The 14,324-nt window shown below is 44.0% G+C and carries 12 protein-coding genes; 6 read left to right on the top strand and 6 right to left on the bottom strand.

The annotated features are described in order from the left end of the window. A partial coding sequence (locus AC1P5O_RS04365; protein WP_499005743.1) for an RNA-guided endonuclease InsQ/TnpB family protein occupies positions 1 to 897 on the bottom strand: 897 nt, incomplete at its 3' end. 210 nt (positions 898 to 1,107) lie between these two features. On the opposite strand from AC1P5O_RS04365, the gene znuD reads away from it, so the two are divergent. Continuing rightward, on the top strand, positions 1,108 to 3,222 hold the full coding sequence (gene znuD, locus AC1P5O_RS04370; RefSeq protein WP_164542773.1) for a zinc piracy TonB-dependent receptor ZnuD: 2,115 nt from the start codon (positions 1,108 to 1,110) through the stop codon (positions 3,220 to 3,222). A 106-nt stretch (positions 3,223 to 3,328) separates the two neighbouring features. Beyond that, positions 3,329 to 4,792, top strand: a complete 1,464-nt coding sequence (locus AC1P5O_RS04375; protein ID WP_348942296.1) for a phospholipase D-like domain-containing protein — start codon at positions 3,329 to 3,331, stop codon at positions 4,790 to 4,792. 85 nt (positions 4,793 to 4,877) lie between these two features. On the opposite strand, the gene AC1P5O_RS04380 is transcribed toward AC1P5O_RS04375, so the two are convergent. Then, positions 4,878 to 5,336, bottom strand: a complete 459-nt coding sequence (locus AC1P5O_RS04380) for a hypothetical protein (RefSeq protein ID WP_004732999.1) — start codon at positions 5,334 to 5,336, stop codon at positions 4,878 to 4,880. A 179-nt stretch (positions 5,337 to 5,515) separates the two neighbouring features. Between AC1P5O_RS04380 and AC1P5O_RS04385 the strand changes: the two genes are divergently transcribed. Next, positions 5,516 to 5,968, top strand: a complete 453-nt coding sequence (locus AC1P5O_RS04385; protein ID WP_005261853.1) for an RcnB family protein — start codon at positions 5,516 to 5,518, stop codon at positions 5,966 to 5,968. 198 nt (positions 5,969 to 6,166) lie between these two features. Here the strand turns inward: AC1P5O_RS04385 and AC1P5O_RS04390 are convergent, their stop codons facing one another. Beyond that, positions 6,167 to 6,664: a phosphate-starvation-inducible protein PsiE gene (locus tag AC1P5O_RS04390; protein WP_004647497.1), complete on the bottom strand. Its 498-nt coding sequence runs from the start codon at positions 6,662 to 6,664 to the stop codon at positions 6,167 to 6,169. 174 nt (positions 6,665 to 6,838) lie between these two features. On the opposite strand from AC1P5O_RS04390, the gene AC1P5O_RS04395 reads away from it, so the two are divergent. Then, positions 6,839 to 7,045: a hypothetical protein gene (locus AC1P5O_RS04395; protein ID WP_005261855.1), complete on the top strand. Its 207-nt coding sequence runs from the start codon at positions 6,839 to 6,841 to the stop codon at positions 7,043 to 7,045. A gap of 60 nt (positions 7,046 to 7,105) precedes the next feature. On the opposite strand, the gene AC1P5O_RS04400 is transcribed toward AC1P5O_RS04395, so the two are convergent. The 3 genes from AC1P5O_RS04400 to AC1P5O_RS04410 all read right to left on the bottom strand — a co-directional run bounded on the left by AC1P5O_RS04400 (position 7,106) and on the right by AC1P5O_RS04410 (position 11,753). Continuing rightward, a complete protein-coding gene (locus tag AC1P5O_RS04400) occupies positions 7,106 to 8,887 on the bottom strand; it encodes an acyl-CoA dehydrogenase C-terminal domain-containing protein (protein ID WP_005261858.1) in 1,782 nt (593 codons plus the stop codon). A 168-nt stretch (positions 8,888 to 9,055) separates the two neighbouring features. Continuing rightward, entirely contained in the window at positions 9,056 to 10,858 is a 1,803-nt protein-coding gene (locus tag AC1P5O_RS04405; protein WP_005261860.1) for an acyl-CoA dehydrogenase C-terminal domain-containing protein, read from the bottom strand. A 301-nt stretch (positions 10,859 to 11,159) separates the two neighbouring features. Beyond that, on the bottom strand, positions 11,160 to 11,753 hold the full coding sequence (locus AC1P5O_RS04410; RefSeq protein ID WP_005261862.1) for a hypothetical protein: 594 nt from the start codon (positions 11,751 to 11,753) through the stop codon (positions 11,160 to 11,162). Between the two features lie 135 nt (positions 11,754 to 11,888). Here AC1P5O_RS04410 and baeS point away from each other — a divergent pair, with 135 nt between their 5' ends. Both baeS and AC1P5O_RS04420 read left to right on the top strand, forming a co-directional pair. Then, positions 11,889 to 13,541 carry a sensor histidine kinase efflux regulator BaeS gene (gene baeS / locus AC1P5O_RS04415; protein WP_348942295.1) on the top strand — a complete coding sequence of 551 codons (1,653 nt, stop codon included), beginning with the start codon at positions 11,889 to 11,891 and terminating at the stop codon, positions 13,539 to 13,541. Between the two features lie 13 nt (positions 13,542 to 13,554). Continuing rightward, on the top strand, positions 13,555 to 14,241 hold the full coding sequence (locus AC1P5O_RS04420; RefSeq protein ID WP_005261866.1) for a response regulator: 687 nt from the start codon (positions 13,555 to 13,557) through the stop codon (positions 14,239 to 14,241). The last annotated feature ends 83 nt before the right edge of the window (positions 14,242 to 14,324 follow it).

The raw sequence follows: 14,324 nt of genomic DNA on the forward strand, positions 1-14,324 counted from the left end.
GCACGAGCAGATCTGGGTGGTATAGGACTCATTGACTTCTTCAAACAATACGCTTGCGTTCTCGCATTTATACTTGAGCATTGTTTTGAGTGCTGAAAATCCTGTATCCAGGACCGACTTCGCCATCCTGGTTTTGAGCAGTTTCTTCGCACTCAAGTCACCTACAACAATCAGTGCATTCTCCCTCACCAGTTGGGTGCTGGCCTTGTGCAAATGGTCTTTACGACAGTTTGCAATTTTGGCGTGTAATGCACGGACACGCTTTTTATTTCTCGCTCGTTGAGCAATTCCTAGTTTCTGTTCATATTTTCGATAGAACTTGGGATTGGAAATGATAGTTCCATCCGAACAGGTCGCAATATCCTTTAAGCCAAGATCAATACCAATCGCTTTGGTAGTGGTGGGTTTCTCAGCTTTAGGGCTATCCACCACCAGGCAGACATACCAGCGCCCGCGAGCATCCTCAACGAATGCGCCTGTTTTAATGCTGTATTGGCTTAATCCGTAGCTGTCCCATAGCTTGAATTGGTGCTTACCGTATTGAACAGATCCATCAGCAGATTTGATGGCTACTTTTTTAAAGGGTATCCAACCAAGAGAGCGCCTTGCTGATTTCTTGTTACTTACACGCCATTTTAGCTTTGCTTTTTTGAATTGCTTGCGTCTTGTTACTAATTCTTCTGTCACAGCCTGAATGGTTTGACTATGTAGGCTGCATTCTTTAGATGCGCCTTTCGTGTATTTCGATACATCGTAAGCTGATAGAAATTCACCTTTTCTTTTTAAATGTTTGAACCCTAAATCATTGACATAATTCCAGACAAAGTTCACCTCAGATGCTAATTGGTCTAGCACCTTGCAATGTTTGTCTTTTATTCGTAATTTAAGTGTTTTCATGGGCTTATATTAGCTCATGTTAAATTAAAGGTGTGAATTTAAAAAAAATCCAACGAGATTTTATGTCGTGTCACTTATATCTCTGTCATGAAGGACGGAGTTTTACGCTCCATTTGATAAAATATATCACTGAGTGTCGTAAAGGATTGCAAAAACAATGAAATGTTATATTATAACATTCACCCAGATTACTGAATTTGAGCTTCGGTCATGTCCTTCCCTAAGAATCTAATAACATTGTCAATTTTTGCTGTAGTTGCGCCTACAGTATTTGCAGAGCAATCCTCATCTTCTATCCCGGTGCAGACCATGGACACGATTCAGGTGCAAGCTCATCCATTGGTGCAGACTGCGGCAGATTTTGCGGTTGCAGATCATGTCGTGGATCAGAAAGCGCTGTCTGAACGTGCCACTACCATTGGTGATGCCTTGGCAGATGAGCTTGGTGTTTATTCTAATCAATATGGTTCAGGCTCAAGTCGTCCTGTGATTCGTGGTCAAGATGGTCCACGTGTGAAAGTGTTGCAACATGCTTCTGAAACAGCGGATGTATCTACTTTATCTCCTGACCATGCTGTCACCGTTGATCCGATTCTGGCGAAACAGGTCGAAGTGATTCGCGGTCCATCAACCTTGCTTTATGGTGCCGGTACAGTCGGTGGGTTGGTGAATGTCACTGATCAAAAAATCCCAACTCAAATGCCTGAAGATGGTTTAGAAGGTACAGTCGGCCTCCGTTATAACTCAGGCAGTGATGAAAAACTGGTAAGTGCTGGTGTGACAGCGGGTATTGGTGAAAACTTTGCTTTGCGTGTAGAAGGCTCAAAGCGTAACGCCAATGATTATATTGCACCGGATTATTTTCATGAGCATGATGACGAATTAGAAAAAGAACGTCGTGTGGGCAATACTTTTGCTGAAGGACAGACAGTCAATATTGGTGGATCATGGATTCATGATCGTGGTTTTGTTGGTTTGTCCTATAGTAACCGTCAGGATCAGTATGGCTTGCCCGGACATAGTCATGAATATCATGGTTGTGTTTTACATGGTGATCATTTTCATGGTTGTCCAACACCTGACCCAGATGCACCAGCCCATGAAGAGCATGGTGGACCATGGGTAGATTTAAAATCTGAACGCTATGAAGTACGCACCGAACTGGAACAACCTTTTGCCGGTGTTGAAAAACTACGTGTACATGCCAGCATGACCGATTATGAACACGATGAACTTGAAGAAAATGAAGTGATCAGTAACTTTAAAAGCAAAGGTTATGACGGTCGTTTAGAGTTGGTGCACGTGCCAGTTGCAGGTTGGGAGGGGGTGATCGGAACCCAGATTTCACAGCAAAAAATTAATCTTGCCGCATCAGAGCATGACCATCATGAAGATGGCGATGAGGACGATGAAGAACATCATGTTCATGGTTCTAGTGTCGTGATGCCGGACACAAAAACTGACAAATTCAGTCTTTTTGCTTTAGAACATAAGCAACTTGGCGATGTGCATGTTGAACTTGGTGCGCGTGTCGATCATCAAAAAGTGAAAGTAGATTCGGATCAGAAAGATTATTCGGGGACTGGTGTTTCTGCATCCGCTGCTGCCAACTGGGAATTTGCACCGAACTACAAACTTTCTGTAGTGGGATCACATCAGCAGCGTTTGCCTTTAGCTCAAGAACTCTATGCTGATGGCTTGCATTTTGCGACCAATACCTATGAACTAGGTAATCCTGATCTCGATAAAGAAACTTCAAATAATCTCGAGTTAGGTCTGCATTATGAAGGGGATAAACTGGATTACCATGTGCACGTGTATCACAACTGGTTTGATGATTATATCTATGGCGAAACGGTAGCGCAGAAAGGTAATTTACGTGGCGTGCAATATACCCAAGACAAAGCCAGATTTTATGGTACAGAAGCACAAGCCGGTTATCAGATCAATGATATGTATAAGCTCAGCGTCTTTGGGGATTATGTGCGTGGCAAGATTGAAGGCGAAAATGCACCACGGGTACCTGCAGGTCGCTTAGGCACCAAAGTCGAAGCAGACTTTGCCGATGGCTGGTCAGGTTTGGCTGAGTATTATCATGTCTTTAATCAGGACAAAATCGCCAGCTATGAAGATGAAACCCAAGGCTACAATATGGTGAATGTGGGCTTAAGCTATGCCAATAGCCTTGCAGATAACAATGCTTATAGGGTTTATTTCAAGGCCAACAACCTGCTTGATGATCAGGTGTATTCACATACTTCCTTCCTGTCGAATATTCCGCAGGTGGGTCGCAACTTTACTGTCGGCGTGCAATATGATTTCTAACAGGTCTACTGAAATAATTGACCAAATCATCTAGATCTCACTGAAATCTACTTGAAAAATCATAAGATAAAACCTAGCCTGAGTATATTGGGTTAGGTTTTATCTTATGCGTATCTTTCAACGAATTCACAATAAATTGAACTGGTCGAATCGCCGTTATGCGACTTTGATCATTAGTATGCTGGCCGTGGGTTATCTGGCTTCAGCGATCTACCACACTTATAAGCCTTTGCCGGAAGGTCTGAATTACACAGGCAAAATGCGTCATGCCGAAGTCAAATTTCTGGCTGATCAGACTTATCTGGATGCCGAAGGAAAACAGCATCTAGATCATCGCATTTTTAATGAAATGCTGCATATGATTGAAGAAGCCAAATCGCTGATCGTGCTGGATATGTTTTTATTTAATCAGCAAACGGGGGTATCTACGCAGGAACATCAGGCATTAAGTCAACAACTGACGGATGCTTTAATCAGTAAACGTCTGCTGCAACCTGAGGTAGAAATCAAATTTATTACCGATCCGATCAATTCGGTCTATGGCGGAATTCGATCCGAGCAGTATCGAGCCCTACGTCAGCACGGTGTTGATGTGATTGAAACCAATCTGACGCCATTGCGGGCTTCCAATCCAGGCTGGTCGGGCTTCTGGTATATCTGTTGCCAGGGCATTGGCAATAATCCGGAAAAGGGCTGGTTGCCGAATCCATTTGGAACAGAAAAAATTACCCTGCGCAGTTATTTTGAGCTGTTTAACTTTAAAGCCAATCATCGTAAAACCATGGTGGTAGATACCGATCAGGGCTGGAAAGCACTGGTCACATCCATGAATCCGCATGATGGCAGTTCACGCCATTCCAATATCGGTTTATTGGTCTGGGGTAGCACCGCTGTGGATATCCTGAAAACCGAGCAATCTGTCGGCATGATGTCACAAGCCAATATGCCTGCCATTGTCGCCGGGGATTTTCAGGCAGACAGCAGCCAGCCACAAGTTCAGGTGCTAACTGAAAAAGCTATTTATGATGCGATTTTGAATCTCATTCAGACCGCCAAAGCCAATGAGCAGATTGATCTGGCGATGTTTTATCTGTCTGAGCGCAAAATTATTAAAAGCCTGATCGCGGCACATGAGCGTGGTGTCAAAGTCCGGGTTTTACTCGATCCAAATAAAGATGCTTTTGGCCGTGAGAAAAACGGAATTCCAAACCGGCAAGTGGCTTGGGAACTGCATAAAGCAGGTATTGATGTGCGCTGGTGCCGTACTCAGGGTGAGCAATGTCATAGCAAAATACTGATGAAGCGCAATGCTCAGCAAGCTGAAATGATTTTAGGCTCGGCTAATTTTACCGTACGGAATCTGAAAAACTATAATCTGGAAACCAATATGCGCGTGCTGGGGCAGCCTCAGGCCGAAGTGTTCAAGGATGCCCAGCAATATTTTGACGGTGCATGGTCAAATCTGAATGGTCGTTCGATGAGCGTAGATTACACTCAATATGCAGAAAACTCGTTCTTTAAATATTGGCTGTATCGTTTTATGGAATGGAGTGGCTGGTCGACGTTTTGATTTTAAATCCCTCCTGACCTCCCTTTTAAAAAAGGGAGGAAAGTCCCTCTTTAAAAAAAGAGGGATTTAGGAAGATTTTTTATTATCAGCTTTTTGATTCTGGATTTGGCGGAACCAGCTGATCCAGCTCTTTATCCGTTAATTGATCCAGCTCAGAAATATCGGTTTTAATTTTCCATTGCGCTTCATCATCGACCGGATTTGGCAAACGCGCTTCTAACCAGTCACAAACCACATCTGGCGGGAAATCTGCGTGATTACACTGGATCACCCAAGACAGGAAATCTTTGGCTATACCATTCATATATGGCGGTGGAGAAACTGGAAGGAACTGAGTTGGAAGACGTTCATTTTTAGAAATATAGTTCAGGACATGACCTAGTTCTTGCACAGTTTGCCAAGCCAGCGGATGATCTACATTGATCTGAAATTTAAACCACCATGCCTGCTTGCCATCTGAACCATAGCTATCAATCCGTTCTTTCTGAACACTCGGCACTTTAGAAAAATATTCATGCAAACGATCGAAATTTAAATCAGACACAGTATTCAACTCGAAACATTAAAAAAGTGATTTTAGCATAAAGCCACAGGATGCCGATGAGCCCGCTAGATTGAAAATAGGCAAGCGCATTACAAAAAATTGCAGGCTCAGCAGCCTTATCCATATTTTCTGCATCTATTTTGTTTAAAATATAGACAAGGTATTAACAGGAAGCGCAGATGAAAATAGTATTCTTGAGTGCAATATTCGCTGCATTGCTATTGGGAGCTTCTACACAAAGTATGGCTGGCAATGCTTGGGTGGGTTATGGTGGTGTAGACCGATCTGTACCGAAGTATCGCAGCGCACCACGATCTTATGATCCACCACGGCAGCATTATCCGCAACGTCCGCTGCCACCAAGACCACATTACCCGCAACGACCACCATATTGGGGCTATCCACCTGCACAGAGTCAAAGTGGATTAAACATTCAGTATCAGGCACCGACCACTATTTATCAAAATTCGAATAGTTATAGCTGGGTCAATGGTGATCCGAATGTTGCCCGGATTGAAAGTTCGAGATATACGGTAATTACCGATTGGCAGCGTTTAGGGTTACCAGCACCACCGCGTGGCAGCTACTGGATTTATGAAAACGGACGCTATGTGCTGGTGCCGAATCGTTAAACTGCTCTAAACTCTGAACGGATAATTCAGTTATAAACGTCAATAACTCAAAAAGACCAAAATAGTTCCCTCTCCTGTGAGGAGATGAGTAGCACTGCTACGCAAGGGAGAGATTGCTTGAGATAAATCTCCCAAAACCCTAAACGAGGCTTAAGTATTACTTTAAGCTGAAGTGCAAAAAAAAGAGGGCTTAAAAGACTATGCCAATTCATCATCTTCTGGACGCGGTGTTTTGCCAAGGGGTAATGGCTTTTCACTATGTTTGTCACGAATCACGGATGGATAAGTCCATGAGGCATAGCGCACCACTAATATCGCAAAGGCCAGAATCAGAATCGAACCGGTAATAATCACCAGATCCATGCTGGCTTTATGCGTGTGTTGAATATCTGCAATCAGCAAACGGGTCAGTGCAGTAATGGCAATATAAATCAGGAAACGTACTGGCATATGGTTGGTTTTGAAATAGATGCCGACCATGGCACCAAGTTCCAGATAAATAAACAACAGAAGAATGTCGTCAATGGTGGCGAACTGTTTCACGGTCAGAATGTCAATGACGGTATGGCCAGCGGACCAGATCACCATACAGCCAATAATAAACAGCGCAATATAATGAAAGCTTTCTACAGCAAGATTGCCAAGACGGTCGAGGAGAGCTTCAAATTTTTCAATTTTCGGACGTGATTTAGACATATTATCCTCCTGATTTTTCATGTGAAATAAAGATAGTTGCAGAATAACGTGCAAAGATCATGCACAGAATGATTGAATGAAAAATAAAGATTAAATTATTTGAACTTTTGCGCTTTTTTTAGACTAAATTGCTATATTGTATGGGTGGTAACATTGAATAAATAGGAGAAAAAAGTGTTAGATAAAATTCAAACAAAAATTAGCCAATTAGAAGCCGGAAAAAAATTAATCCTCGGCGTAGGCATTAAGGCTGAAGATATGCAAAAGGTGGTGGAGCTCTGCGAGTCTTTAGAGTCAGAGGGGAATATCAAAATTGTGAATAAACATTCGAATCCGAAAAGCAATAATCAGACGGATACCTTGCTAATTCAAAAAGTTTAATTGTTGCATTTTCATAAAAAACGCCTGCTGATGCAGGCGTTTTTATTGCAGATTTTCAGCTTAAGCTTGAGTCGTGAAATAATCTTCAGAGAAGTTCATGATGACGTCAGAACCTGATTTCACTTTAGTAATGCGTAATGCCAGTTCAGGCAGAATGCGTTGCACAAAATAACGTGCCAAAGCGAGTTTGTTCTGATAGAAATCACCCTCTTTATTTTTCGCTGCATTGGCAATGCGCGCAAACATATAAGAGAAACTCAACAGACCTACAGCGTGCAGATAGTCGACTGCGGTCGCATTCGGAAAGTCATGACTTTCTCTTGCTGCTTCCAGAATATACTGAGTCACTGATTCAACTTCAGTCGCTGCATCCAATGTGGCATCTTTAATGAAGTTCAGGTCTGCATCCAGACTATTGGCAAAGTCACGGATTTCAGAGATATATTCAGAGATATATTCGCCGCCACATTTAATGGTTTTACGGCCGATCAAATCTTGTGACTGTACGCCGTTGGTGCCTTCATAGATCTGGGAAATACGCAGGTCACGGATACATTGCTCCAAGCCCCATTCACGGATATAGCCATGACCACCGAAGACCATTTGTGCATCTAATGTCGCTTGGAATGCGGTATCCGTTAAATACGCTTTCGCGATTGGTGTTAATAGCGCAACACGGTCATTGGCTTTTTTCACCGCTTCAGGATCAGTCGAGAATTTGGTGATATCCAACTGTTGACCTACATACACGGCGAATGCACGTGAAGCTTCATTATTGGCACGTACATTCAGCAGCATACGGCGTACATCACCATGCACTAGAATACTGTCCGCAGGTTTGTTTGGTGATTGAACGCCAGCCGCGCTGCGACCCTGTAAACGGTCTGTCGCATATTGCGCAGCGTTTTGATAAGCGAATTCAGAAGCACCTAGGCCTTGGATACCCATCGACAGACGTTCGTAGTTCATCATCACGAACATCGCAGCCAGACCTTCGTTTTCTTTACCAACCAGGTAACCTTTGGCACCGTCAAAGTTCATTACACAAGTCGCAGATGCCTTGATCCCCATCTTGTGTTCGATTGAACCTGGGCCGACCGGGTTACGTTCGCCAATAGAACCATCTTCATTCACCAAGAATTTCGGTACGATGAACAGGGAAATACCACGAGAGCCGGCAGGCGCATCTGGGGTTTTCGCTAGAACGAGGTGAATAATATTTTCCGCCAGGTCATGATCACCACCCGTGATGAAAATCTTGGTGCCGCTGATGCTATAAGTGCCGTCTTCGTTACGTTCAGCTTTGGTCTTGATAATACCCAGATCAGTACCGGCATGTGGCTCGGTTAAGCACATCGTGCCTGACCATTCACCTGAATAAATTTTAGGTAAATAGGTTTCTTTTTGTGCTTGTGAAGCGTAGCTGTTCAGCGCCATGCCTGCACCAACAGAAAGCAGTGGATAGAGCATGAAAGATGGGTTGGTCGCGAACAGCATTTCATCAGAAAGTACCGTTAGCATTTTCGGCATTTCCTGGCCGCCCCATTCCATATCTGCGCCCAGACCAATCCAGCCACCTTCTGCATATTGTTTGAACGCTTCTTTAAAGCCAGCAGGTGTGGTCACATTACCATTTTCAATTTTTGCGCCTTCTTCATCGCCGGTACGGTTCAGAGGAAGCATGACGTTTTGAGAAAATTTTGCCATTTCTTCAAGAATCGCTTCTGCTGTCGCAGCATCCAGATGCGCTAGATTTTCATTGGCCTGCCAGAATTGTTCTGCATTGAAGACATCGTTCAGGATGAATTTCATATCGGCAAGTGGCGCGTTATAAATTGGCATGGTGTGTCACCTGTTTATTGTTTGATTAAATGAGTTTTAATCAGTCTAAAACACTCAAAATCTGAATGTTAGACGACTAAAGGTTAATTCTGTAACTCTTTATAAAGAAAAAGGACTGCCTGTTGATTGACCGTCCTTTTTCTGAAATGTAGCTAGTCTGAGACTAACTTAGAATGCAAAGTGTTCCGCATCCAGGTTCATCAATGGCTCTACACCTGTCGCAATCACTTCAACGTGTGAACGAACGCGTGGCAGGATTTTCTTGAAGTAGAAGCGTGCTGTCGTCACTTTGGCATTGTAGAAATCAACCTCAGTGGTGCCCGCAGCCAGTTGCTCCTGAGCAACCAATGCCATACGTGCCCATAGGTAAGCTAGAGTGACATAACCAGAGAAGTACAGGTAATCCACTGCAGCCGCACCGACTTCTTCAGGGTTTTGCATTGCACGCATACCAATTTGCATAGTCAGGTCGCCCCATTCTTTGTTCAAGGCAGCCAATGGTTCAATGAATTCTTTCATTGCAGCATTGTCTTTGTGCGCTTCAGCAAATTTATGGATGATCTTAGTGAAGTCTTTCAACATTGCACCTTGCGTACCCAATACTTTACGGCCTAACAAGTCAAGTGATTGGATCTCGGTTGTTCCTTCATAAATAGTAGAGATGCGTGTATCACGTACAATTTGCTCCATACCATATTCAGAAATAAAACCATGCCCACCTAACACTTGAACGCCATGTTTTGCAGACTCTGAACCTGTTTCGGTTAAGAACGCTTTTGCGATTGGAGTTAGGAGCGATAAGATGTTGTCAGAAGCTTTACGTTCCTCTTCTGTTGCCGCTTGTTCAACGATATCTGCATGTAGACACAATAGATACACTAGCGCGCGACCACCTTCTGCAAATGCTTTTTGCGTCAACAGCATGTTGCGTACCGCAGGATGCACAATGATTGGATCTGCTTCTTTTTCAGGTACTTTCGGGCCAGAAAGAGAGCGCATTGCCAGACGATCTTTTGCGTATGCAAGCGCGCCTTGGAATGAACCTTCAGATGCTGCAAGACCTTGAACTGCTGTACCGATACGTGCTGTGTTCATGAACGTGAACATGCAGTTCAGGCCGCGGTTTTCAGGTCCAATCAGAAAACCTTTCGCGTTTTGAAAGTTTAGCACACAGGTGGCGTTACCATGAATTCCCATTTTATGTTCGATAGAACCACAACGAACTGCGTTACGCTCTCCTAAAGAGCCATCTGCATTTACATTGAACTTCGGTACGATAAATAAAGAAATACCTTTGGTGCCTTTAGGTGCACCTGGCAAACGTGCCAATACAATGTGCACGATGTTTTCTGCCATGTCATGTTCGCCAGCAGAGATAAAAATTTTCTCGCCAGTGATGGCATAACTACCGTCGGCCTGAGGTTCGGCCTTGGTGCGAATAATACCTAAATCAGAACCTGCATGTGATTCGGTTAAACACATGGTACCCGTCCATTCACCTGAAACCAGTTTAGGCAGGTAAGCGTCTTTTTGTTCATCTGAACCGTGATGTTCTAAAGTACGTACGGCACCATGAGAAAGACCTGGGTACATGCCCCATGCCCAGTTTGCTGTACCTATCATTTCTGAAATCACGTTTCCTAGAGAAACAGGTAGAGCTTGACCGCCATATTGTTCTTCAGCAGACAGCGATGGAAAGCCAAGTTCGATGTATTTTTGGTACGCTTCTTTAAAGCCAGTCGGAGTCGTGACAACGCCGTCATTCCAGGTACAACCTTCACGGTCACCGGTCTGGTTGATCGGAGACAATTCGTTTTCACAGAAGTCGGCCGCAGCTTCTAAGTACTGATCTACTAGCTCACGGCTTACGTTTTCTTGGAATGCAGGGAGATTTGCATAGTGTTGTTCAGCATTTAATAATTCATGCAACACAAATTGCATATCACGTAAAGGCGCTTTGTATTGTGGCATATCGGTTTCCTCAATACTGGTTGAACCAGCGTTATAATCTTAGATGAACTAAAACCTGTCTTCATTGACACGGTTTGGAATGATCTAATCGTGCAACAACTTCCCCTGCGGTACAAGCTTTTCGGGGTGTTTTCTTGGTGACTGTAAAGTCAAAGATTAATCTGTATGATGCATTAAAGGTCTTGAGTATAAAGACTTTAGTCATATTCTGCAGGAAAGGAATAGTCAACTGTATGCATGAAAGAGCACGCAATAAAAAAGCACCCGAAGGTGCTAGTCGTGAAGCCTTGATTCCTATGCATTAATAAGCAGAGACTGTAGGCTGGAAACGGACATGACATTTGCCATTGATGGTTTGTTCACCCATCTTGATCTGTGCAGCAGTCCCGTCTTTTTTGCTTTGACAGGCTTGTAGCATGGCTTGTTGATGTGCCTGGTGTTGAGCGAGGCGCTGATCAAACTGTTTAGTCAATTCTGCACGTTTGGCATCCGTCAAGACTTCACCGTGCATCATGCCTCTACGCATATCGGCACGCATCGGACGATGCTCAGCTTTCATGTCGCGATGGCTTTTCATCTCTTTATGATCTGCTTTAAAGACCATCTTGCAGGTGCCGTCTATGGTTTTATCGCCAGTCTTGATTTGAACAGCCGAGCCCACAGCTTTATTGTCGCAGGCCTGTTGAAGCTGTTTGGCAAACTGCATGCGTTCTGCACGCTTTGCCTTAAACTGTTCACGCTGTTCGGGAGTTAGATGCTGTTTTTTGCCTTCATGATGTTTCATCATATGGGGGTGATCATTGTTTGGGACATTACTGGTGGATTGACAGGCAGTCAACGCACCCATTGATAAAACACTTGCACTGATTAAAGCTATTTTTGTCATGGTTTGCATTGTATTTATCCCCGTCAAGAAGCTGATTCTATGTCAGATAAAGATTAAACAATAAAGATGAAGAAACAATGAAGAGTTTTTTGCTGCGGTGTTCGCTACAATAATGAATATAGAAGAAAAATTGAGATTTCTATTTTGAACATTCGCCGCATTCCCATTGCATTACGTCTATTTTTGACCGTGCTGTTGACCACGCTGGTCATTACCACGGTAAGTCTGGGTGTATTGCATCTGAATATGCAGCGTAATTTCGCCCGTTATGTCGCTGATGTCGAAATGCAGAAGCTGGATTATGTGATTGAAAATCTGGCAGATGTCTATGCAGTCTATCAGGACTGGGGCAATGCGATTCAGGCACAGATCCTCCAGATGGAAGGTGAAGCCGCACCGGATGATTATGACCGTTTGTCACGCTGGTGGTTACGCCGTCAGTATGATATTGCCTTGCAGCAGCGTTATTTTCAGGAACAGACTCTGGCTCAGGTCGCACCCAGTATGGTAGATCCGGCGCTGCCACAACGTCAGGTCAATGAAGAAGAATTACGTGTGCTGGCATCTAATTTGCCTTCACAGTTTCAGCCCTTTGAAGGCTTGAAATTCCCGCTCAGCTCCAATCAGAATCTGTTTAGGGCTGATCGCAAGAATGGGGAACAGCCAGCACAGCAGCCGACCGGCAAGAAACAGTTTATCCAGATGCCGGATCGTCTTGGTCTCAGTTCACGTTTTTCTCTGTATGATGCCAAGCGTCGTTTTGTGGTCGGTGAGGCTTCGGATGAGCAGGTCTCTTATCGCCCAATTATGGTGAATAACCAGATTGTCGGCTATTTGGGCTTAAAACCGGTTCTGGATCAGGATGATGCCTTAAGTATCAATTTCTTTAGTAACCAGAAGCGTTATTTATTTCTGGTTTATGCACTCAGTATTTTGGCGAGTCTGATTGCGTCCTTGTTATTGGCGACTTATTTTAAAAAGCCGATTCAACGTTTGCTCAATGGTACACGTGCCTTGACCCAAGGAAATTATCAATATCAGGTTAAAGTGAACCGGAATGATGAATTAGGTGATTTATCCAATGAATTAAATGCATTGGCGGTGATTCTGGATCAGCATGAAACCTCACGCCGTCAGTGGGTGGCAGATACCTCGCATGAGTTAAAAACGCCACTAGCAGTCTTACAGGCACAGATTGAAGCGATGCAGGACGGGATTCGTAAACCAACGCCTGAACATTTTGCATCCATGCTGGCTCAGGTAAACAGCTTGAAAAAACTGACCCAAGATCTGGCCGCGCTGGCACAGGCCGATGCCCAGCAATTACAATTCTATTTTTCGACGGTGAATCCGTGGGAGGTGGTGCAGCAGGAACTCATCAACTTCCAGCCGAATTTTGAGCAGGCTGAATTGACGGTCAATGCAGACGGTGAGGGGACTGAGTTAAATCTGGATCTGGATCGTTTTAAACAGATTGTGGCGAACTTGCTCAGTAACAGTATTCGCTATACTGAAGCAGGCGGGCAGGTGCATATTCATACGACACAAGATGATAAAGAATGGACCTTATATATCGATGATAGTCCGTTTGGTCTGACTGATGAACAACTGGCGCGTATTGGTGAGCGTTTCTACCGTGTCGATGATTCTCGTACCCGGGCGACTGGCGGAACCGGACTGGGTTTGGCATTATCATGTAAAATTACGCAGGCGCTGGGCGGCAGCTTAAGCTTTGCACATTCACCACTGGGTGGTTTACGATGCAAGCTGAGCTTTCCTAAACAAGTGAAACCATAAAGGAAATATATTGATGAAACATGTCATGCTGGTTGAAGATGAAATCGAACTTGCACAGTTGGTGCGAGACTATCTGGAAGCTGCTGGTTTTGAGGTCAGTATGTTTCATGATGGGCAGGAAGCATATAACAGTTTTACCCAGCGTAAACCGAGTCTGATGATTTTGGACTTGATGGTGCCGCGTATGGATGGTCTGACCATTTGCCGTAAAGTCCGTGAACAGTCGGATTTGCCAATTATCATGGTGACCGCGCGTACTGAAGAAATTGACCGTGTGTTGGGTCTGAATATGGGTGCAGATGATTATCTCTGTAAACCATTTAGTCCGAAAGAACTGGTTGCGCGCGTACAGGCTGTGTTACGTCGTCTGGATCGTAAATCAGAACCGGAAAGCAATGACTTATTCCGTATGGACAAATCACAACAGCGCATCTGGTATCAACAAAAAGCCTTGAATTTAACGCCGACCGAATTCCGTTTGCTGGAGTTATTCGTGGAGCATGTCGGACAGGTCTATTCACGTGCGCAATTGCTGGATCATATTAATCCGGACAGTTTTGATGTGGCAGACCGTGTCATTGACAGTCATATCAAGAATTTGCGCCGCAAGATTTCCGATGCAGCTGAAACCGGCAACCGTCATGAGTGGATTCAGGCGGTGTATGGTGTGGGCTACCGTTTTGAATATCCTGAAGATTGATTAAAAAATAAATGTGGATGTTATTATTAACCATCCACATTTATTTAAACTTGTACTTTCAGAAAATATAAATCGTTAATCTG

The organism is Prolinoborus fasciculus, from assembly GCF_056724605.1.